The organism is Paenibacillus sp. sgz302115, from assembly GCF_056120445.1.
This window is the reverse complement of record NZ_JBVYOK010000005.1, coordinates 125,456-145,264: the sequence shown is the minus strand read 5'-3', so window position 1 is coordinate 145,264 and position 19,809 is coordinate 125,456. Positions and strand designations below refer to the sequence as shown.

Annotated in this window: 20 protein-coding genes and 1 riboswitch; of the genes, 19 read left to right on the top strand and 1 reads right to left on the bottom strand. The window is 52.4% G+C overall.

The features are described from left to right. Window positions 1–78 precede the first annotated feature (78 nt). Complete coding sequence (locus tag AC0LWN_RS12615; RefSeq protein ID WP_474666074.1) at window positions 79–663, bottom strand: hypothetical protein; 585 nt, start codon at window positions 661–663, stop codon at window positions 79–81. 212 nt (window positions 664–875) lie between these two features. After that, a riboswitch (purine riboswitch) is annotated at window positions 876–979 on the top strand. Between the two features lie 98 nt (window positions 980–1,077). Here AC0LWN_RS12615 and AC0LWN_RS12610 point away from each other — a divergent pair. From AC0LWN_RS12610 to AC0LWN_RS12520, 19 genes are all read left to right on the top strand, one after another. Continuing rightward, a complete protein-coding gene (locus tag AC0LWN_RS12610; protein ID WP_474665734.1) occupies window positions 1,078–1,692 on the top strand; it encodes a xanthine phosphoribosyltransferase in 615 nt (204 codons plus the stop codon). Continuing rightward, window positions 1,686–2,984, top strand: a complete 1,299-nt coding sequence (locus AC0LWN_RS12605; RefSeq protein WP_474665732.1) for a nucleobase:cation symporter-2 family protein — start codon at window positions 1,686–1,688, stop codon at window positions 2,982–2,984. The genes AC0LWN_RS12610 and AC0LWN_RS12605 overlap by 7 nt, the downstream gene beginning before the upstream one ends. A gap of 415 nt (window positions 2,985–3,399) precedes the next feature. Next, window positions 3,400–3,606, top strand: coding sequence for a hypothetical protein (locus tag AC0LWN_RS12600; protein ID WP_474666072.1), 207 nt, complete (start codon window positions 3,400–3,402; stop codon window positions 3,604–3,606). Between the two features lie 24 nt (window positions 3,607–3,630). Further along, on the top strand, window positions 3,631–4,332 hold the full coding sequence (locus tag AC0LWN_RS12595) for a hypothetical protein (RefSeq protein WP_474665730.1): 702 nt from the start codon (window positions 3,631–3,633) through the stop codon (window positions 4,330–4,332). Next, the gene (locus tag AC0LWN_RS12590; protein ID WP_474665728.1) at window positions 4,329–5,552 is read left to right on the top strand and encodes a glutathionylspermidine synthase family protein; all 1,224 of its coding nucleotides are present in this window, start codon (window positions 4,329–4,331) and stop codon (window positions 5,550–5,552) included. The genes AC0LWN_RS12595 and AC0LWN_RS12590 overlap by 4 nt, the downstream gene beginning before the upstream one ends. Then, complete coding sequence (locus AC0LWN_RS12585) at window positions 5,539–6,195, top strand: signal peptide protein (protein ID WP_474665726.1); 657 nt, start codon at window positions 5,539–5,541, stop codon at window positions 6,193–6,195. Before AC0LWN_RS12590 ends, AC0LWN_RS12585 begins: the two co-directional genes overlap by 14 nt. Further along, window positions 6,192–6,584 (top strand): DUF350 domain-containing protein, encoded by a 393-nt coding sequence (locus tag AC0LWN_RS12580; protein WP_474665724.1) that lies wholly within the window; start codon window positions 6,192–6,194, stop codon window positions 6,582–6,584. Before AC0LWN_RS12585 ends, AC0LWN_RS12580 begins: the two co-directional genes overlap by 4 nt. A gap of 37 nt (window positions 6,585–6,621) precedes the next feature. Beyond that, window positions 6,622–7,602 carry a potassium channel family protein gene (locus AC0LWN_RS12575; RefSeq protein ID WP_474666070.1) on the top strand — a complete coding sequence of 327 codons (981 nt, stop codon included), beginning with the start codon at window positions 6,622–6,624 and terminating at the stop codon, window positions 7,600–7,602. Window positions 7,603–7,772: 170 nt separating this feature from the next. After that, entirely contained in the window at window positions 7,773–8,915 is a 1,143-nt protein-coding gene (locus AC0LWN_RS12570) for a hypothetical protein (protein ID WP_474665722.1), read from the top strand. 33 nt (window positions 8,916–8,948) lie between these two features. Next, entirely contained in the window at window positions 8,949–10,502 is a 1,554-nt protein-coding gene (wsfD, locus tag AC0LWN_RS12565; RefSeq protein WP_474665720.1) for a glycan biosynthesis hexose transferase WsfD, read from the top strand. Further along, complete coding sequence (locus AC0LWN_RS12560) at window positions 10,499–12,034, top strand: hypothetical protein (RefSeq protein WP_474665718.1); 1,536 nt, start codon at window positions 10,499–10,501, stop codon at window positions 12,032–12,034. The genes wsfD and AC0LWN_RS12560 overlap by 4 nt, the downstream gene beginning before the upstream one ends. A 26-nt stretch (window positions 12,035–12,060) precedes the next feature. Further along, a complete protein-coding gene (locus AC0LWN_RS12555; RefSeq protein WP_474665716.1) occupies window positions 12,061–13,311 on the top strand; it encodes a glycosyltransferase family 2 protein in 1,251 nt (416 codons plus the stop codon). 29 nt (window positions 13,312–13,340) lie between these two features. Continuing rightward, window positions 13,341–15,437, top strand: a complete 2,097-nt coding sequence (locus tag AC0LWN_RS12550) for a cellulose biosynthesis cyclic di-GMP-binding regulatory protein BcsB (protein ID WP_474665713.1) — start codon at window positions 13,341–13,343, stop codon at window positions 15,435–15,437. After that, window positions 15,427–16,281, top strand: a complete 855-nt coding sequence (locus AC0LWN_RS12545) for a diguanylate cyclase domain-containing protein (protein WP_474665711.1) — start codon at window positions 15,427–15,429, stop codon at window positions 16,279–16,281. The genes AC0LWN_RS12550 and AC0LWN_RS12545 overlap by 11 nt, the downstream gene beginning before the upstream one ends. A gap of 90 nt (window positions 16,282–16,371) precedes the next feature. After that, window positions 16,372–17,019 (top strand): alpha/beta hydrolase, encoded by a 648-nt coding sequence (locus AC0LWN_RS12540; protein WP_474665709.1) that lies wholly within the window; start codon window positions 16,372–16,374, stop codon window positions 17,017–17,019. Window positions 17,020–17,065: 46 nt separating this feature from the next. Beyond that, entirely contained in the window at window positions 17,066–17,854 is a 789-nt protein-coding gene (locus AC0LWN_RS12535) for an SDR family oxidoreductase (protein ID WP_474665707.1), read from the top strand. Further along, a complete protein-coding gene (locus AC0LWN_RS12530) occupies window positions 17,854–18,735 on the top strand; it encodes a GNAT family N-acetyltransferase (RefSeq protein ID WP_474665705.1) in 882 nt (293 codons plus the stop codon). Before AC0LWN_RS12535 ends, AC0LWN_RS12530 begins: the two co-directional genes overlap by 1 nt. Window positions 18,736–18,796: 61 nt before the next feature. Then, window positions 18,797–19,240 (top strand): hypothetical protein, encoded by a 444-nt coding sequence (locus tag AC0LWN_RS12525; RefSeq protein WP_474665703.1) that lies wholly within the window; start codon window positions 18,797–18,799, stop codon window positions 19,238–19,240. A 223-nt stretch (window positions 19,241–19,463) separates the two neighbouring features. After that, on the top strand, window positions 19,464–19,712 hold the full coding sequence (locus AC0LWN_RS12520) for a type B 50S ribosomal protein L31 (protein WP_458965130.1): 249 nt from the start codon (window positions 19,464–19,466) through the stop codon (window positions 19,710–19,712). The last annotated feature ends 97 nt before the right edge of the window (window positions 19,713–19,809 follow it).

Below are 19,809 nucleotides of genomic sequence, written 5' to 3'. Positions count from 1 at the left end.
CAGGCATCCGGCGCTGCGAACAACAAAAACCGCAAGCTTCCCATAAGGGAGACTTGCGGTTTTTGCATGGGCATTCACTTACCGGCGGGTGATCTGCCGCTTCTGCCCGGAATATCTGCTATCCCGACGCCGCTTGGCGGAGGCTTTGTTCAGGGCATGACCGCCTGCACCGCCGCCGACTGCATGCTGCTGTCTTGTGGCGGGGCTGTCGATGGCTGAGTTGGTTCCGCCCGTGCTGTAGGTTCCGCCGCCGCTGCCGATCTGCGTTGCCGAGGAGCTTTTGCTGCCCCTTGGAAGCTTGACGGTCTGGTTGTTGATCACAACCACCACTTCTTTGCCGCGTGGATAGAGGAGAGGGAGGTGCGTCTTACTTCTGCGTTGTCCCTTGCCTCCGCTTCCCAGGTTCGCAGCGTCTCCCCCTGCGCCAACGCTCTGCTGTTGGCGGGTATAGGGTGATGCAATAGCAGCATTGCTGCCGCTGGCGCTGCTTCGGCCGGCCCCGCTGGCGATTTGTGTAGTGTTGGCCGCATTCGTATATTGGTTGTTGATGACGAACACCAGCCGGTCTACGCCTGCCAGCGGTGTGCGGGTAATGATCCGCCGCGATCCTTTTTGAATAATGACGACTATCCGGTCCTTTGCTTTAAGATTAGACACCCGCATCGTTCCTCTCAAATTAGGTTTCCTTACCATTAATGCGCTATGGCTCAAAGCGTGAGGGATAAAGGCGCTGCTGACCCGTAAACCCGCATCTGCCTAAACGGACAGTCACCCGGAGCGGAGATGTTTTCATGAAAAATTCGGAAACTGTATGAAACACTTAAAATTTTGCTTGTATGGAGTGGGCAGAGCGTGTAAGATATACAAAGGTTTCAAACAGAACATTCATATCTACTCATATAATCTTGGGAATAGGGCCCATAAGTTTCTACCGGATAACCACTGTAATTGTCCGACTATGAGTGAAATAGCGCATCTGGGGCTCTTTTGCAATGCCCTGGAAGGACAGATTCACTTGAGAGAAACGCTCAAGGGGTCTGTCTTTTTTTTACAAAAAAAGGAGAGATCATTCGCATTATGAAAGTGTTAGAGGAACGCATTAGGCAGGAAGGTTTGATTCTATCGGATACGGTGCTGAAGGTGGACTCGTTCCTGAACCATCAGGTGGACACGCAGCTTGCGCTGCAAATCGGAGAGGAATTTGGGCGGATCTTCGGGCATCAGCCGATCACCAAGGTGCTGACCGTCGAGGCCAGCGGAATTCAGTTCGCCATGGCTGCGGGTATTGCGCTGGGCGTCCCGTTCATCTACGCGAAGAAAAAGAAAGCCGTTACACAGTCGGAAAAGGTATATTCGGCGCCGGTTCATTCTTTCACCCGTCAAGAGGATTACACGATCAGCATTTCGCAGAAATATCTCGGACCCGGGGATAAAGTGCTGATTGTTGATGATTTTCTGGCTACTGGGGCCGCGCTTGTTGGACTTGCGGATATTGTAGAGGAATCGGGGGCGGAGCTGCTGGGTGTGGGCTGTGTGATCGAGAAAAGCTTTCAGGAGGGACGCGGCCTGCTGGAGAAGAGAGGGATTGCTGTGCATGCTCTGGCACGGATCTCTTCGATGGCGCCGGGGGAAGTCCATTTCATTGACAATACCAATACAGAAGAAATGACCAAGGAGAGTGCGGGATGTTAAGCAAAAAGAAAGTCTTCGCTTTAGGGCTCCAGCATGTGCTGGCAATGTACGCAGGGGCTGTGATTGTGCCTCTCGTTGTGGGGGGCGCGCTGAATCTGAGCGGTGCACAAATGGCCTACCTCATCGCGGCGGATTTATTCACCTGCGGGCTGGCGACCCTGCTGCAGATTATGAGCAGCAAGCATTTCGGCAGCGGACTGCCGGTCGTTCTGGGCTGTACCTTTACTGCGGTGAGTCCGATTATTGCCATTGCTTCGGGGTCGAACCTGGCAACGGCGTACGGCGCAATCATTATATCAGGTCTATTTGTTGTTCTGGCAGCCCCGGTCTACGGGAAGCTGCTGAAGTTCTTCCCTACAGTGGTGACCGGCTCTGTAGTAACCATCATCGGACTGTCGCTCATTCCGGTAGCAATGAATAATGTGGCCGGCGGACAGGGCAGCGCCGATTTCGGAGCACCCCGCAATCTGCTGCTGGCCCTGATTACGCTGCTCGTTATCCTGGCCGTCAACCGCCTGGCCACTGGATTTCTGCGTTCTGTCTCTGTACTGGTCGGCTTGGTGGTCGGAACGGCTATCGGCTATGCAATGGGTCTGGTTCACTTCTCCAGCGTAGGCAGCGCCTCCTGGGTCAGTATTGCCAAGCCCTTCTATTTCGGGTGGCCTGAATTCAGCATTACGGCAATCGTTACGATGATTATCGTCAATATTGTCTCGATGGTGGAATCCACCGGCGTATATTTTGCAGTAGGCAAAGCAACGGACCAGAAGGTTGAGCAAAAGCAAATCGTTAATGGCCTGCGCTCCGAAGGCCTCGCCATTATGCTGGGCGGATTGTTCAACGCTTTTCCTTATACAGCATTCTCCCAGAATGTAGGGCTACTGTCGCTGACCCGTGTAAAGACGCGGAATGTTATTTTTGCGGCAGGAGGAATTATGGTTGTGCTGGGGCTGCTGCCGAAGCTCGCGGCACTCACGACGGTGGTGCCTAATGCGGTGCTTGGCGGTGCCATGATTGTAATGTTCGGCTCAGTCGCAGCCTCCGGGATGTCGATTCTTTCCGAGGTGGATCTGCGCAAGGACGGCAATCTGCTGATCGCCGCGTGCAGCATCGCCGTAGGCCTAGGCGCGGCTGTACTGCCCTCGATGTTCGACCAGCTCCCGGAGTTCGCCAGAATGCTGCTGCAGAACGGGATTGTCTCGGGATCACTTACAGCGATCATCCTGAATATCTTCCTCTCCAGAACGAAGGAGAGTGCGGCCTCCGCTGCCGCAGCACCGGAAGCGAAGTGAATATTTATAGAAGTTGAACATAAAAAGGTAGGAGTGCGGAGGGGAAGTTTGGAACTGGAGGAGCGATAGCGACCGCCTTTGTCTGCGGATTTCTACCGCGGAGAGCGGTTAAAATCAAGAAATCTGCAGACAACAGCGGCCGGAAGTCCAAACATTCCCCGCAGTTACGACCAGTACCCTAATATGAAAAATTTTAATAAAAAATCAGTCAGCCGACTCCGAAATAACGGAAATCGGCTTTTTTTCTTTATCTGCTAATGTATTCCAAGGTATAATTTGCTAGGGTTGTTGTGAAAAAGCTTCCAGCCGCCCAAATCTCATCGCTTACGTGTGACAGGGTGAAACGAAATGGTGCTGACAGCGTATCAGAAGCATAATAGTGATCAGGAAGGATGTGTAATAAGTGGATAATGGAATGAGTGTCATCCTGTTTGAAAAAATGCCGGAAGGCGATCTGCGTATCATTGAGGAACGCACTTGGAGCATGAATATGATTACTGCCCTGGAGCATGTCAATTATATTGTAGTCGGCGGCCGTGAGTTCGAAGCGGTTGAAGGACGGCTGAATGTGGACGAAGGGAAGCTGGAGCTTCTGCTCGTCCCGATGCGCGTCGAAGGTTAAATGTCAGGAAAGGAGAGTCTCAAGTTGGAAAAAGATGAACAGGCGAAAGAACCCGTCGTGTCAAAGCTATTCACCCCTGAAGGCAAGCCGATCCGGGTATTGTCCACCTCGCTCGGCATTGCCCTGCTGGCCAATGCTTTATTCGTTCCGGGGGGCGTGAGCGCAACCGGCTCCGCAGAGGAGCCGACGCTGGTATCCTGGTCTACCGAAGAGGTCAAAGCTTATTTCGACAAAAATGTAGACTGGAACATTCCCTACCCGGAAGAGAGTGCCGCAGAGGTTGTTCAGGAAGACCAAGGGGCGACGACTTCGGGCGGGACGACAGTGATCAACAATTACGGCGGCTATAATTCCGGCTTTGGCTGGGATGATCTGCTGCTGTACCACATGTTGTTTAACAGCGGCTCGAACTATTCTTCGAGAGGCTGGTATAGTGATCACCGGACCTACTATGGTGGCACGAAGAAGACTTACAAGGCGCCAAGCTACAACAGCGGCAGCTTCCAGAACAAGCCGGTGGCAGGCTCAGTGGTGAAGCCGCGGACCTCAACCTCATCCACCGGTTCCATCACCAGAAGAAATACTTCATCCAAAGCGGGTGGAGTAGGGGGCAAATCCAGCGGGCTGAGCTCGTCCACCAGCTCAAGCAAGGGCAGCAAATCAGGCTCGATATCGAGATCAAGCTCCGGCAGAAGCAGCTCCAGTAAAAGCGGTTTTGGCGGATGATCCCAGCAGACAGCGTATTTGAGTTTCTGGATCAGTCGGGGCTGGAACGGGCGCCACGGGTAGCGAGGCTGCATGAGCTGGGCTTTACCTGGGCCGACCTGGAGGACGAGGAATACTGGATGGATGCGATTGCCGTGATGCGCGGCGAGACCTACAAGGAGCTGGAGGAAGCGTCAAGCAAGCTCTGGTCTATTCTCGACAAGGCAGTCCGCTATGTTCATCAGCGGCATGACTTGTATGAGCTGCTTGGAATCCCGCCCGTACTCTGGGAGATGCTGGACGAAACGCCAATGCCGGAGCAGGGGCTGATCAGCCGCTACGCGAGATTTGATTTTGCTGTAGCCGGCGACGGGACCATTAAGCTGCTGGAGCTGAATGCGGATACGCCAACCGGCTATGTAGAAGCCTCCATCGCTACGCCGTGGATCTGCGAGCAGGCCGGAATTGCCAGCCGGAATACCGCAATGAAGGACCAACTCGCCGCTGCGTGGGCTATCGAGCGGCCGGATACGGCGGCTTGTGTCGCCTATGGTTCGCATATGGAGGACTCCGGGACCATTGAGGCGCTGGTGGCGCACAGCGGTCTGGATATCCGCTGCGTGGACTGTCTCGATCTGTGGATCGACGAAGGAACCGTTATGGACGGAGAGAACCGGGTGATCCAGCGGATGTTCGCCCTTTACCCCAAGGAGTGGATGGCTGTGGACGATGGCGGTGAGGCGCTCGCCTATGCCATTGAGACCGGGAAGCTGCAGTTATTCAACGGTCCGCACAGTATTCTGCTGCAGTCCAAGGGGCTGGTAGCGGTAGTATGGGGGATGTATGAGCTGGGTCTGCTCTACAATGAAGAGGAGCGCCAAGCCATATCGAGCTATATTTTGCCGACCTATAATAAGCCGGTATTCTCCGGCGGTTTTGTCTCCAAATCCGTCTTCGGCCGCGAAGGAGGCTCGGTGCGGATCTTCGACGACAGCGGGTCGCTGGAAATTGAAGACGAGGATGGTTTTGACAGCAGCGTACTGTTTCCTACGGTATACCAGAAGAGAGCCGAAATGGCCCGCATACAGACAGCGGAAGGGGAGCTTCATTTGCTGACCGGCATGTTCGTAATCAACGGCAAGCCCTGCGGGCTTCTGGGCCGGGCAGGCGGACCGATTACAGGCAATGCCAGTCATTTTATTGCGCTAGGAGTGAGGGGGGTTGAAGATGAACAAGGGTAGAGAACGCCGGACTGGAGGCCGCAGGCTGGCCCGGACGGGGGCCGTGCTCAGCATGCTTCTGATGGCAGTGCTGCTGCTCAGCGCGTGCTCCGGCAATAGCAATAGTGTGTTTCATACAGATACCGAGACGACGGACAGCGTATCACGTGTGCCGTGGGATTACCGGATAGTAGAGGGCACGGTGGGCGATCTGATCGGCAGCGACATGACGGTATTGCCGGACAATGAGATGCTTCCGAATGACGGCAATTATGCTACCGGTGACAAGATATGGACGTTGCAGTTCATGGATGCCGAGCTTGTGACGGATGCCGATCAGAAGAACGATATCCGGCTGTCTTCCTGGTCTACGATCAAATCCTATGGCGATCAGAAGTCGGCTATATTCGATCTGAAGAACCTGAAGGTGTCGATCACTACCGATGTGGATCTGGTTGGGGTGTATAAGACCAAATACAAGAACAAAACCAGAAATTTTGCTGTAATTGAGCTGCCTTCCGGCAACCGGATCAAGCAGCCGATCGACGATAACCGCTACAAGGCTTTGGAGAAACAAAAGAAGGCCTCTGTGGTGCTGGAGGAAGTGCATGATTTCGCCGATTATGATTCGGCCTATGCAAAATTTCGGGGGTGGGCGAAATGACGATAGTTATTAATTTAGTAGTCAGTGTATTAACGATTATTCTGCTTCAAGTGCTTGGAATGTTTGTGTTCACCCTGATGACTCCGTTCAAGGACATGGAGGAGCTGAAGAAGGGCAATGTGGCCGTAGCCCTGGCGCTTGGCGGCAAATTCCTGGCCACGGCGATTATCCTTGGCGTAGCAGCGTATACGAATACTTCGATTTGGTTCATGATGCTCTGGTTCGCGGTAGGCTATGTCTGCCTGATCGCCGCTTACTGGATCTTTGAGCTGTTCACACCGGGATTCAAAATTTCCGATCATTTGAAGCAGGGAAATACCGCCGTTGGCACTATGCTCTGCATGGTGTTCATCGGAACAGCCTTCGCCGTCAGCAGTCTGATCATTTAAGCCGATGCATTTCCTACTCAGAATCTCTACCAAATTGATGCGTCTAAGGAAACGGTCCATCGGACTGATTATCCTGAGCTTTATTGTTCTGAGCGCAACTATCGCGTTTACGCTGGAACCGGGTACCTTCCAAAATTGGTTCAATGCCTTCTACTGGGTGATGACTACGATGGCCACGGTTGGGTATGGAGATTTTTTTGCCAAAACAGTAATCGGTAAGCTATTTACCATATTCCTGTACATTTTCGGCATTGGCCTGCTCAGCTTGGTTATCGGGAAGATTATTGATGCAATGGGTGAGCTGCAAAGAAGGAGAGGAGCCGGGACCTTGAGCTTTCACGGGAAAGATCATGTTGTAGTGATTAATTGGAACCGCAAAACACAGGCTGCCGTTGACGAGATTCTCAGCTATGCGCCGGACTGCCGGATTGTGATCATTGATGAGAGCGGGCAGCATCCGCTGGAGCAGATGGAGCAGGTTCACTTCATCAGCGGCGACGCTTCAAGCGACGACGTTCTGCTGAAGGCGAAAATTCAAACAGCCAGAGCAGCCATCGTATTCGGGGATACCCGGATTGATGAAGCCTCGCTGACGGATGGCAAAACCTTGCTGATCGCCTCCAGCCTTGACCGGATTGCTCCCCAGGTACATACCACAGTGGAAATTATGCAGGAGAAGAACATTCAGAATTTCCACCATGTTAATGTGAACGAGTTCGTGCTTTCGCACGATGCGATCTCAAGGCTTGCCGTAAGGTCGGCGCTGCAGGAGGGGAATTCCGAGGTGATTACCCAGCTGCTTAGCCGGCAGCATGGGGACGACATCTATGAAATCCCCCGGGATGCTGCCTGGCATACCTACGGTGATGCCTTTCAGGCGCTGCTGCTCCGGGGAGCAACCCTGCTGTCCGACCGCGGCGATCTGGGCATCAACCGCAAGCTGGGTCAGCCCATCCCCAAGGATGCCCGGTTATACATCATATCGGATGAGGAGACTTACCGGCAGATCAAAGGATAACCGGTCATTATATCCATACCAATAAGCAATAGAGCTGCCCGGGTCGTATAAGACCTCATGGGCAGCTTTATTGCTTTCAGGGGAGTTGAAATATAGTTAAATTTGTGATAAATATTACCGTTATAATAGTACAGGCAACAAAACAACCTTATCCTGAAGGACGTGATGGATTGGGAAATAAATTCAGCTCATTGACCGCTTGTGTACTGTCTCTACTCATATTGACCTCCTGCGGCAATTTTGAATCTGCGCCGGAGCCTTCCGCCGCAACTGCCGATATCACGGCTGTATCCCCTGCGCCAGCATCTGACCGGGGCACCCATAACCGGAAAGAGCAGCAAGAACTGTACGCTTTTATAAATAAGCAGCTTACGGGCCCCTATGGCGTGTATACGAATCTGCTGGAAACAGACGAATCGGGCGAAGCTGCGAGCGGTCATGAGGTCCTTAGCGAATCGGCCTCGCTCCTGATGAGAACGGCTGTGCTTGAAGGCAACAAGGAGCAATTTGCCGCCCGGTGGGCTCTGGCGAAGCAAACCTTTGATAGGGACGGCGGCTTCAGCTACCGTTACAGTCCCAAGCTGCAGAAGCAATATGCTGTGAACGCGGCAGTGGATGACTTGCGTCTGATCGGAGCCTTGTATGAGGCCGGACAAGCTTTTAAGGAACCCGCCTACACCGCAGAGGCTGATAAGTACGGACAGCGATTCTATGACAATAATGTAAAAGATGGATATATGTATGATTTTTATGACGATGTTTACAAAAATACTAACAAGTTTATGACTTTATGTTATATTGATCTGAGTGTTCTGCGAAATTTAGCGATTCCTATAGAAAAGCGCGGTATATTATTGCATAATATGGATGGAATTCTCGAAGAGGGATATTTGACGGATGCATTCCCGTTCTATGAGACTAGATTCAATTATGATACCGGGACCTATGGCTCAGAGGGGATTAATACGGTGGAATCACTGCTCTCCATTCTGCATTTGGCCGAGATTGACCGGGAGAAGCCGGCGAGCATCCGCTATATCAAGGAGCAGGTTGCGGCGGGAACGCTGTACGGGCAATATAGCCGTGACGGGAAACCGCTGAATGATATCCGTTCCACGGCGATTTACGCCCTTGCGGCCATGATTGGTGCGGAGGTCGGCGACGACGCTCTCTATCAGGCGGGCATTGAACGGATGAATGAATTCCGGGTTACGGATGCCGGAAGTCCGCTGTACGGCGGGTTCGGAAATACGGATACCGGACAGGCCTACTCTTTTGACAACCTTATGGCTCTATTAGCCTATTCCTATTAACTCCAAACCGAAAGCAGTGAAGGGTGAACCCGCATGATTGAAGACAACACATTACAAACCGCACCGCGCAAGCCTGTCATGCTTACTGGCCTCCGGGTATCGCCCGCTTCGATAGCAGCCTTAGGAGTATTATTGATTACGGCGTTCGCTTTGTTTACGGCTCCTTATGTGGGGATGGCGGACAACGGCGACTTTTTTCGTATTATCTACAGCAATGGTCTGTACTTCAACTTGCCGGATTACGACAGCAGGTATTTCGGCTATTTCGTGAAGCAGTTTGGAATCTATCAATACTATAACGAGAATAGCTCGATGCTGGTATCCTCCCAATCGCTGTTTATCAAGCTGGCCATCGTGGTCAATAAGCTGGTATTCAGCAAAGAGGTCTTCGATATCCGTTTTCAAGCGGCCATTTATATGATTTTATATGTGGCTGCCGTCTACTTATTGATCGAAGCTGTTACATACACAATGTCCCGCAAGCGGGGAATGATAGTTGCGGTGATTGCTATTTTTATTTTCGGGGATACGGGTTATACCGCTTATTTCAACTCCTTTTTCAGCGAGAGCGTGGTGATGATCATGATGATCTTCGTATTCGCCTCGTGGCTGCTGCTATACCGCAAAAGATATAACGATTATGTTATGCTGGCTCTTTTTCTGATCAGCACCCTCATCCTGACTACCTCCAAGCAACAAAATGCTCCGGTGGGCATGGTTATTTCTGTGTTTGCCGTTTCACTTATCTGGATTCGTAAAGACCGTGTGTTTCGTTACCTTACGGCTGCTGCTATTGCTCTTATGATGCTCGCCGGAATAGCAACCTATTTGAACATTTCCAAGGAATTTGTGAATATCAACCAATATCATGCGATGACCCGCGGGGTGCTGATGGAATCGGAGAATCCGGAGACGGCCCTGAAGTCATTCGGAATCAATGAACAATACGCCATTCTGAAGGAAAATACGTATTACGACCAATACGGAACCGTTGATGTGAAATCGGATGTTCTGGAGAAGGATTTCTACAGCCGGTACGGGTTTGTGTCGATTCTGAAATATTATCTGACCCATCCCGATCAGATGGGCTCTATTCTGAACACTGCGGCCAAGAGCGCATATACCATCAAGCCTGCCGCTATGGGGAATTACGAGAAATCGGTGGGAAAAGAATTCCGGGCGCAGAGCCATTTTTTCACCCTATACAGTGTTCTAAAAGAAAAGCTGGCCCCGCGGACATTCGGTTTCATCCTCCTCTGGATGGCGGTGATCACGGGAATCTATATGCCGTCCTTCGTGGCGGCGGTCAAGGCGCGGAATTTCCGCTCCATGCAAAGATTAATGCTGATCGTGGCAACCATGCTCGTCGGTCTGTCCGGGATCTTCGTCTCCATCATCGGGGCGGGCGATGCCGATATAGCCAAGCATGAATTTCTGTTCACACAATCCTTTGACCTGGTGTCATTCCTGGTTCTGGCCGGTGTAATCAGCCGTGGATTCCGCGCCCGGAGAAAGCTTCCGACAGCGAAACGGGCCGCTCCTGCTCTCCCTGCGAATCCTGGAGCCGGAAAGGGCGTGAGCGTGTGAAGCGTGGAGGGTTGATTATTGTGCTGCTGCTCATGGCGGCGCTGCTGCTTCCTGCTCCGGCACATTCCGCTGCTGCCCCTCAGCATGTCCTGCTGCTATACGACAGCTTGGCGAAGGGAACTGCGCGGGAAGGCAATGTGGCAGAGCTTCAGCGGCTGCTGGCAGCCTACAGCACCAAGGTTACGGTGTTGAGTCTGGATGAGTATGAGAAAGGAACCCTGGATTCCTACTCCAGAGTCATTACAGTTATTAACAAGGCGGATCTGTCCATTACAAACGAAGATTATCTACAGGATGTAGAGAGCTTTCGGGGCAAGCTGCTGTATACAGGATACAGCATCCCGGGCCGCATGAAGCAGGAAATGCACCTTACTACGGCTGTGTGGTCTGAAGGGAGCGTGGCGCTCTCGGTGGGCGGGTTCTCCGGTACATATCTGCAGGTAGAGGAAATGCCCTATATTGCGGCAAGCAAGGCGGCACGGTCATACGGCAGTCTGACATTTCAAAACGGTGACCGCGAGGTGCCTTATGCAGTAAGCGGTGGACAATACACGTATGCGCCTTATTTGAAGCAAGGAGACGCAAGTGCAGTCGCGATGGCTTATGTGCTGAAGGACTGGCTTGCTTATCCGGAAACGCCCCATACCTATCTGCTGCTGAAAGAGATTTACCCGTTCTCCAATCTGGAGCTTCTGGAGAAGGCGGCGGATCAGTTGTACCAGAACGGTATTCCGTTCATAGCCAGTGTTCAGCCAGTGTTCGGCAACACGGACTTTCCGGCAATGAAACGTTATCTGGAGGCGCTGAAAATTGTGCAATCCCGCAACGGCAGCATCCTTGTCAACGTGCCTGCGGTTAGACCTCCTATTAACAGCAACGATCATACGCTGCACGATAAAATGAACGGTTTTATCAATGTTCTGATTAATAACGGTCTGGCTCCGCTGGGTGTCGGTGCGGAAAGCTACTGGACCTATGACAAGGAATATGCAGGGCGGGGGATGAGCTTCTTTGATTCGGCGGTGCTGTATCCTGATGTAGCGGCGAGATATATGGATCGGACGAATGTATCCAAGGCGTTCCCCTCTTCCATATACAGTCTGCCACCGGAATTCTTGCAGAGGCTGGGGCACAGCTCCAAATCGACGCCGGAGCTGCCGATGGATATCGCGGTCACCTATGATTTTCCGGACAGTGAAGAAGGGCTGCAGAAGCTGCTGCAGAGTCTGGATCAGGAGTGGATTGCTTTTGCCGATTATAAGCAGGAAGCCCATAAGGTGGTTACAGACACGAACACCGTGCTCTCTTCGGACGGGGTGATTAAGGTCAACGGCAAGGAATTGAATGTCGATTATACCCCGGAAGCTGTAAGCAGCGATTATAGCTATAAGGAAAAGCAGTTCCAAAGCTTCACGAAGCTGTTCAGTGTGCAGAATAAATTTTTTATCGTGGTGATTATTGTTGCACTGCTGCTTCTGGCTGTCTTGTTGTTGTTCGGTTACAGGCTGTACCGGAAGAAATATTTGAAGTAACGAAAATTCGTGTTAGGAGAAGGAACATGACGATCTCGGACGTGCTGATGGTAATTGCGGTGATCTGCATCTGGTCCCTGCTGCTGGTGAATGTGGCTCTGATTATTGCGGGCTATCTGTATTACATGAAGACCGAAAGAGAAGCTGTGCCGGAAATTAAGGGCGAATATCCCTTCGTGACGATCATGGTTCCTGCGCATAATGAGGGCGTCGTCATCAGCAAGACCGTCGAGTCCCTGCTGGACCTCGATTACCCGCACGACCGGTACGAGATCATTGTGATTAACGACAATTCCTCCGATAACAGCGCCGTACTGCTGGGGAATATTCAACGCCGCTTTCCGCAGCGCAATCTCATTATTATCAATACGGACTCTGTCATAGGCGGCAAAGGAAAATCAAATGCGCTAAACATCGGCTTCGCCCGCAGCAAAGGTGAACTGATCGCGATCTACGATGCGGACAATACACCGGAGAGACCCGCGCTGAAGTACCTGGTGGCCGAGATCATGCAGGATTCCACGCTTGGCGCAGTCATCGGCAAATTCCGCACCCGCAACCGCGATGCGAGCCTGCTCACCCGATTCATCAACATTGAGACCCTGTCATTTCAATGGATGGCCCAGGCAGGGCGCTGGAAGCTGTTCAAGCTGTGCACGATTCCCGGGACCAACTTCATTATGCGCAGATCCATTGTGGAGAGCATCGGCGGCTGGGACGTCAAGGCGATAGCCGAGGATACGGAGATCAGCTTCCGCATTTACATGATGGGCTACCGGATCAAGTTCCAGCCGAAATCCGTAACCTGGGAGCAGGAGCCGCAGACGGTGAAGGTCTGGTTCAAGCAGCGCACCCGCTGGGCTAAGGGGAATATCTATGTGATCGTGAAGAACATCCCGCTATTATTCAACAAGTCAGCGGCTAAAATCCGCTTTGATATACTATATTATCTTTCCATCTACTTCCTGCTATTGATCTCATTGGTAACTTCTGATTTACTGCTGGTGCTTCATGCAATGGGTTATGTGCATACGACGATTGCTTCACTCAGCGGCTTTTTGTGGCTGCTCGCGATTATTCTATTCGTTGTAGGCATCTTCGTTACGCTGACGACGGAGAAGGGCGAGATGAGTCTGTCCAATCTGTGGATCATCATGCTCATGTATGTATCGTACTGCCAGCTATGGATGGTCGTTGCCGCTTACGGCTTATATAACTACCTCAAGGACGTTATTTTTAAACGGGAAGCCAAATGGTACAAAACCGAACGCTACTGAAACGAAATCAGCGACACAGGAGACAGAATATGAACAAAAAACAGATGATGATATGGGTGCTATGCCTCTCCCTTTTCCTGATCCCGCTCCAGGCGGCGTCCGCCCTAGCTGCGGTTCCCGGGGACGGAAGGCTAACCTACGAAACTTTCTTTAGTGGCAGCGATAATTTGCTTAAGGGGTCAAGCTCGCAGCAGCAGTCTTTTACAGTTATGGACTATTGGAATGTGGACAGCCTGAAGGTTAATCTGCATTTTCAGGTTTCACAAATTAACGAAGACCGGATTTCCAGTGTGACGCTGTCGCTGAACGGCAGCCCGTTCTACTCCTTCAGGCCCTCCCGTGAAAATAACGGGGAGCAGAGCCTGACAATTCCAGCGCCGAAGGGCTTCCTTAAGAAAGGGGTTAACACGCTGGGCATTCAGGGGTACCTACGGACGGCCAATTCAGATAATCAGGTCTGTTATGTGGACAATACGCCAGAGAACTGGCTGCATCTGTATAATACCTCCAGTGTTGAGGTGGCCTACACTCCTAAGGCTCTGACCGGCGGCATCAGTGATTTCAGTGCACGGTTCTCCGGCATGGATAACATCAAAAGCGGCAGCAGCCTCTTGACCGTACCGGATAATGCCAGCGGTGCAGAGCTGGAAGCGGCGACCTACACCTTATCGGGCTTCGCCAAGTCCAATACGATAAATGACAAGACACTGCCCCTGCTGCCTTACAGTGAAGAAGCTGTTAAGGATAAAGGGCTTGTGGTGATGGTGGCGATGGCTGACCACTTGCCAAGCGAGCTGGGAAGCCTGCTCGATTCCTCCGTCGATCTGGGTACCCATGCCTTGATCCAGTTGGTCAACAAGGATAGCCAGCCTACACTGGTCGTAACCTCCAAGGAGGAAAGTCTGTTGATCAAGGCCGGACGGCTAATGCAGAACACCCAACTGGTAAGCCAGATCAGCAGTGATACGAAGGCCGTCGATGATGCTACTGAGGTGGCCTCCCCATCGCTTGCCATCAGCTCCAACATCACGTTAACCGAAACCGGGGACAAGCTGACCGGCCCGAATCATCAGGAGCAGACATATTTTGTGGCTTTGCCGTCCAACCGCTCGATTGCGGATTCCGGTAAAATCAGCTTGAACTTCCGCTATGCGGAAAATCTTGATTTTAACCGTTCGTTGGTGACGGTGAGCGTTGGCGACACGCCGATTGGCAGCAAGAAGCTGTCGAAGGAGCTGGCTAATGGCGACACCCTGAATCTGGTGATCCCGAAAAGCTTGAACATCTCCGGCAACTTCTCGGTGAAGGTGGCATTTGATCTGGAGATGCTGAGTGCTGTGTGTACTCCGAATACAGAGCAAATGCCTTGGGCTTATATCAGCAAGGAAACAGAGATGCATCTGAACACCAAGGACCGTACGGACCTGCTGTTCAACAATTATCCGTATCCGTTCCTGCGGGATGGAATCTACAATCATGTGGCTGTAGTGCTGCCGCAGAAGATGGATAGCTATACCTATCAGAGTATGGCCAATGTGTTCAACCTGCTCGGCCAATATGCCGGCGGCAACACAGGAGAGGTTAAATATTACACGGATGCCGTTGAAGCCGCTACTCTGAAGGACGATAATATTATTGCCATCGGGTCTTATGCGAACAACAAGGTGATCCGCGACAATAATGATAAGCTGTATTTCCGGTACAGCAAGGACGGAAGCACAATCGTCTCCAATGAGAAGATGAGCATTGAAGAGCGGTACGGTGCGGAAATCGGCACCTTGCAGCTTGTGGTGTCGCCGTATGAGAGCGGGCGGGGCCTGCTTGCGGTGACAGGCGTCAGCCCGGAGGAGGTTTATCTGGTCTCCAAGCTGATTGCCAGTGAGAAGGACAAATGGCGGGTATACGGAGACGGCGTAATCGCTGACAAGGATGGCAACGTCAGCGCCTACCGCTTCAAAACCATTACCGGAGCGGCGAAGGAATCTGTTATCGCGCAGATCACGGACCGCAGCGATGTGCTCGGGTTCGTGGCAGCGGTCGTGCTTGCAGTCACGCTGGTGATTGTGGCGCTGCTTCTGCTGCTTCGCAAACATCTGAAGAAACGTGGTGATAAGCGTGAAACGTAACCGCAGCAGCCTGTTTTCCGATCTCGGCTTTCTGGTCTTTCTGGTACTGATATTCATATGTATCGTGTATATAGCAGGCTCGCCGGATCATTACATCCAGAACATTGTTATTTTGAATATTGCGTTTCTGCTGGCCCTGGTCACTTACTTCACAACGGTAACTGCAGGATTGGTGCTGAACCTTGCCTTTATCTTCGGCTATGGCTCCTTTATTCTCTACCAGACGGTATCTCAGGGAGATACAATTGGCGTTGGCACGTATTTCTGGCTGATTATGACTCCGCTGCTTACTGTGGTGCTGTGGGTTTTCACTGCGAGCATCCGGGAGCTGCAGGCCGAGAACGAGCGGCTGGAGAAAAGAGCAGCCAATCTCGCCGCCGTTGACGAGAATACCGATCTGAGGAACAGCATTTCGTTCCAGAAGGATGCCAATCTGTTCACCGGCATCTCAACCCGGTATCAAATTCCGCTGACCCTGCTTGTGATCAAGGTGAAGTATTGGAATGAAATTCGCCGGTTAATCCCCGGGGAGCAGTTGTCCGAGGCAATCTACGATGTGTCCCAGCTCAGCCAATCCAGCATCCGTACCAATGATGCGCTGTATTTGCTGGACAAGGAGGACGCCACCTGGGGCCTGCTGCTGTTCACGGACCGTGAAGGGGCCAAGATTGTCATTGAACGGATAAAGCTGAAGCTGCAGGAATTAAATGATACGGACTTCTCGAACAAATACAAAGTGAACCTGGGGCTAAAAATCGGCGCCATGCAATATGATGCAGAGACGATTGAGAATCCGTTCGATTTTATTGTCCAGGCCAAGAAGCAACTGGAATATGATGTGTAGTATAGATGGCGATGAGCGTGCTGGCGGCTCATCGCCTTTATTTTTTTGATATACTTAGCAGTACAAATACAAATGGAGGAGTGTTAGACGATGAATGCACCCTATGAATATGAAATAAGTCTGCCAGCGGGTTATCAGGAGGGGGAGAAGTATCCGGTAGTCTTCCTGCTGCACGGCAAAGGCTCCGATGAGCGCGATATGCTCTCGCTTGCCGGGCCGCTCTCCGGCGAATTCATATTGATCGGTATACGCGGTGACCTTAGCGTCGGGACCGGTTATCAATACTACGAGCTGAAGAGTATCGGCAACCCTCTCCGGGAGCAGTTCGATCATGCGGTAGAGAAGCTGGAGCAGTTTGCCCAGTATGCTTCAGAACGATACCCGATTGACCCTGGCCGGCGTTACTTGCTGGGCTTCAGTCAGGGCGCGATTCTTTCGATGTCGCTGGGGCTTTCAATGGGCGATGCGATCAAAGGCATCGTCGCGCTGAACGGCTACGTCCCCGAATTTGTGAAGACGGAATATGCGATCAAGAATATGGAGCAAGTCTCCTTGTTCATCTCCCACGGTGAACACGACTCTGTCTTTCCGATAAGGATCGGCCAGGAGACAGCGGCTTATTTCAAAGGTCTGACCTCCCGGCTGACCTTCCGCACCTATCCTTCAGGCCATGGCGTGCTGCCGGAGAATCAACGTGATCTGCTGGACTGGCTGAAGCAGGATGCTGCGCTGGACTGACCGAACAAGCGAATAATACGATTATCGGAACAAGGAGGCGGAGAGAATGGATTTAGGTCTTACAGGCAAGTCGGTATTTGTTGCAGCGGCAAGCAAGGGATTGGGTCTCGCCACCGCGCTGGAGTTCGCGCGCGAAGGGGCGAAGGTGACTATTGCCAGCCGGAGCCTGGCGCAGCTTGAGGCCGCCCGGCGGACGATCGCAGAGGCAACCGGTCAGGAGGTTGCCGTGGCGGAGATGGATGTGACCCGCCCGGAGGATATCCGGCGGGCAATTGCGGCTGCGGCCGAATACGGCGGCGGGCTGGACGTGCTGGTCACGAATGCCGGCGGGCCTCCAGGCGGAGGCTTCGAGGATATGGCCGATGCCGACTGGCAAGGCGGCTATGAGCTTACGCTGATGGGCACGGTCCGCATGATCCGTGAGGCGCTGCCTTACCTGCGTGCAGAGGGCGGCGGGCGCGTTGTGGGCGTTAGCTCGGTCTCCATCAAGCAGCCGATACGCGGGCTGATCCTCTCGAACGTCTTCCGGGCCGGCGTGAGCGCGCTGTTCAAGACTCTTGCGACTGAGCTTGCGCCGGAGGGCATTCTGATCAATTCGCTTGCGCCCGGGCGCATCGGCACGGACCGGATTTTGCAACTAGACAGTAAGCGGGTGGAGGCTCAGGGCATCTCCCGGGAGGAGATTGAGCAGGAAGCGCTGCTTCAGATTCCAATCGGAAGGACCGGCACTCCCGAGGAGTTCGGTAAAGCCGCCGTATTCCTCGGCTCTTTTGCCAACACCTATATCACCGGCCAGTCGCTGCTGATTGATGGCGGGATGGTGAAGTCGCTGTAATGGTTACTTTCAGAACATTGAATGAAATTCCGTTGCAAGCTGCCCTCACGGCCTGGAATTCGGGCTTTGAGGATTACTACGCCAATATGCAAATGGATTACCGTACCTTTCTCGGCCGTTTCTACCGGGAGGATCTGCAGCCGGAGGAATCGGTCATGCTCTATGCGGGCGAGCAGGCAGTAGGCTTCACACTGAATGGATACCGCATAGTGAATGGGGTGAAAATGGCTTGGAACGGAGGCACTGCCGTACTTCCGGCCTACCGGGGTCAAGGAATAGGCGGGCGTTTGCTGGAAGAGAATATAAGAAGATATAAGGTGGCTGGTGCGCGGATAGCGACACTTGAAGCCTTTGTGCAGAACAAGAACGCGATTGCCTTGTATGAAAAATACGGGTACCGCGGACAAGGAACCACCCAGCTCTACTCCCTGGAGGGAGAGCTGTCCGTTCCCCGGGCGGCTGAATTTGCGGACGCCGGCCTGCAGATTCGCGAGTGCGCTGCGGCGGAGGCCGCGGAGCTGCCGTTCTACGATTACTCCGGCCCTTGGCAGACCCACTGGCAGAGTCTCAAGGATGGACGCTGCCTGATTGCCGAGCAGGACGGTATCGCTGCCGGGTATGTCCAGTTCCGGCGGGTATATTCCGGGACGGGACAGCTTAGCGGCATTCAGCTCTACCCTGGCAAGCTGCGAGATGGCTTGCCGCATGCCGGGGAGCTTCTTCATCTGCTGCTCAACAGGGTATTTCGCTTCAGCGGGAGCGGGGTCAGCCTGAGTGCGGTGCATGTCCCTTCTTCCGACAGCCTGATGCGAGGCTGGCTGGAACGGGCGGGCTTCCGGCTCGGCAACGAGCTCCTCTATATGCAGCGGCCGATAGATTAATCAGGGCTGTCGCTTACGAAAAAGAACTAAAAATAGGTGAAACAAGGGGAACCGTAAGCAGGTGCTTCGCCTGGAAATAACGGCAGAAATGCCGTTGTTGGAGCGAGATTGGGTGGTACACCTGGAAATAACAGCAGAAATGCCGTTGTTGGAGCAAGATTGGGAGATACTCCCGGAAATAACAGCAGAAATGCCGTTGTTGGGGCAAGATTGTGTGGTGCGCCCGGTAGTAACGGCAGAAATACCGTTGTTGGAGCGAGATTGGGTGGTACACCTGGAAATAACGGCAGAAATGCCGTTGTTGGAGCAAGATTGGGAGGTGCGCCTGGTAATAACGGCAGAAATGCCGTTGTTGGAGCGAGATTGGGAGGTGCGCCCAGAAATAACAGCAGAAATGCCGTTATTGGACGTTATTGGAGTAAAATTGGGTGAAGAGGGGATACTCCACTCAGTTACCTGGCAAATAGGTGAATGCTTCCGAAGTCATTATTTCTTGAAACTTTGAGTACAGGGGTTCAAAAAAATCTGTAAACGATCGCCCTGGGATTAACATCGGCGGGGATTAGTATCAGTAGTTGACTCCTTGGATGGCATCACGTATAATGTTGTGGCGTGTAAATCCAATGATTTACATAATTCCCTTTGTCTAACGTAAATTCTCCAATAGACCAAGAGACCGCTTCAGATTAGCATATAGATTGAATATGTGCGGAAAGGAGGCTACGGCAATGAAAGAAGGCATACACCCAAAGTTCAATCAGGTGATTTTTCTGGATGCCAGCGTAGGGTTCAAATTCCTGAGCTCGTCCACGAGATCGTCTAATGAAACGATGGAATGGGAAGACGGCAACACTTACCCTGTGATCCGTGTGGACTCCAGTTCCGCATCCCACCCGTTCTATACCGGTAAACAAAGAGAAACCGAAACTGGTGGCCGTGTTGACAAGTTCAAACAACGGCTGGCCCAGAAGAAATAACGGTTTGAACCGTACAGAGGATTACTCCACAGCCATGCAGATGGCGGATGGGTGGTCCTCTTTTTTTGCTCAAACGCCCGTTCTCAGGACAATAGTA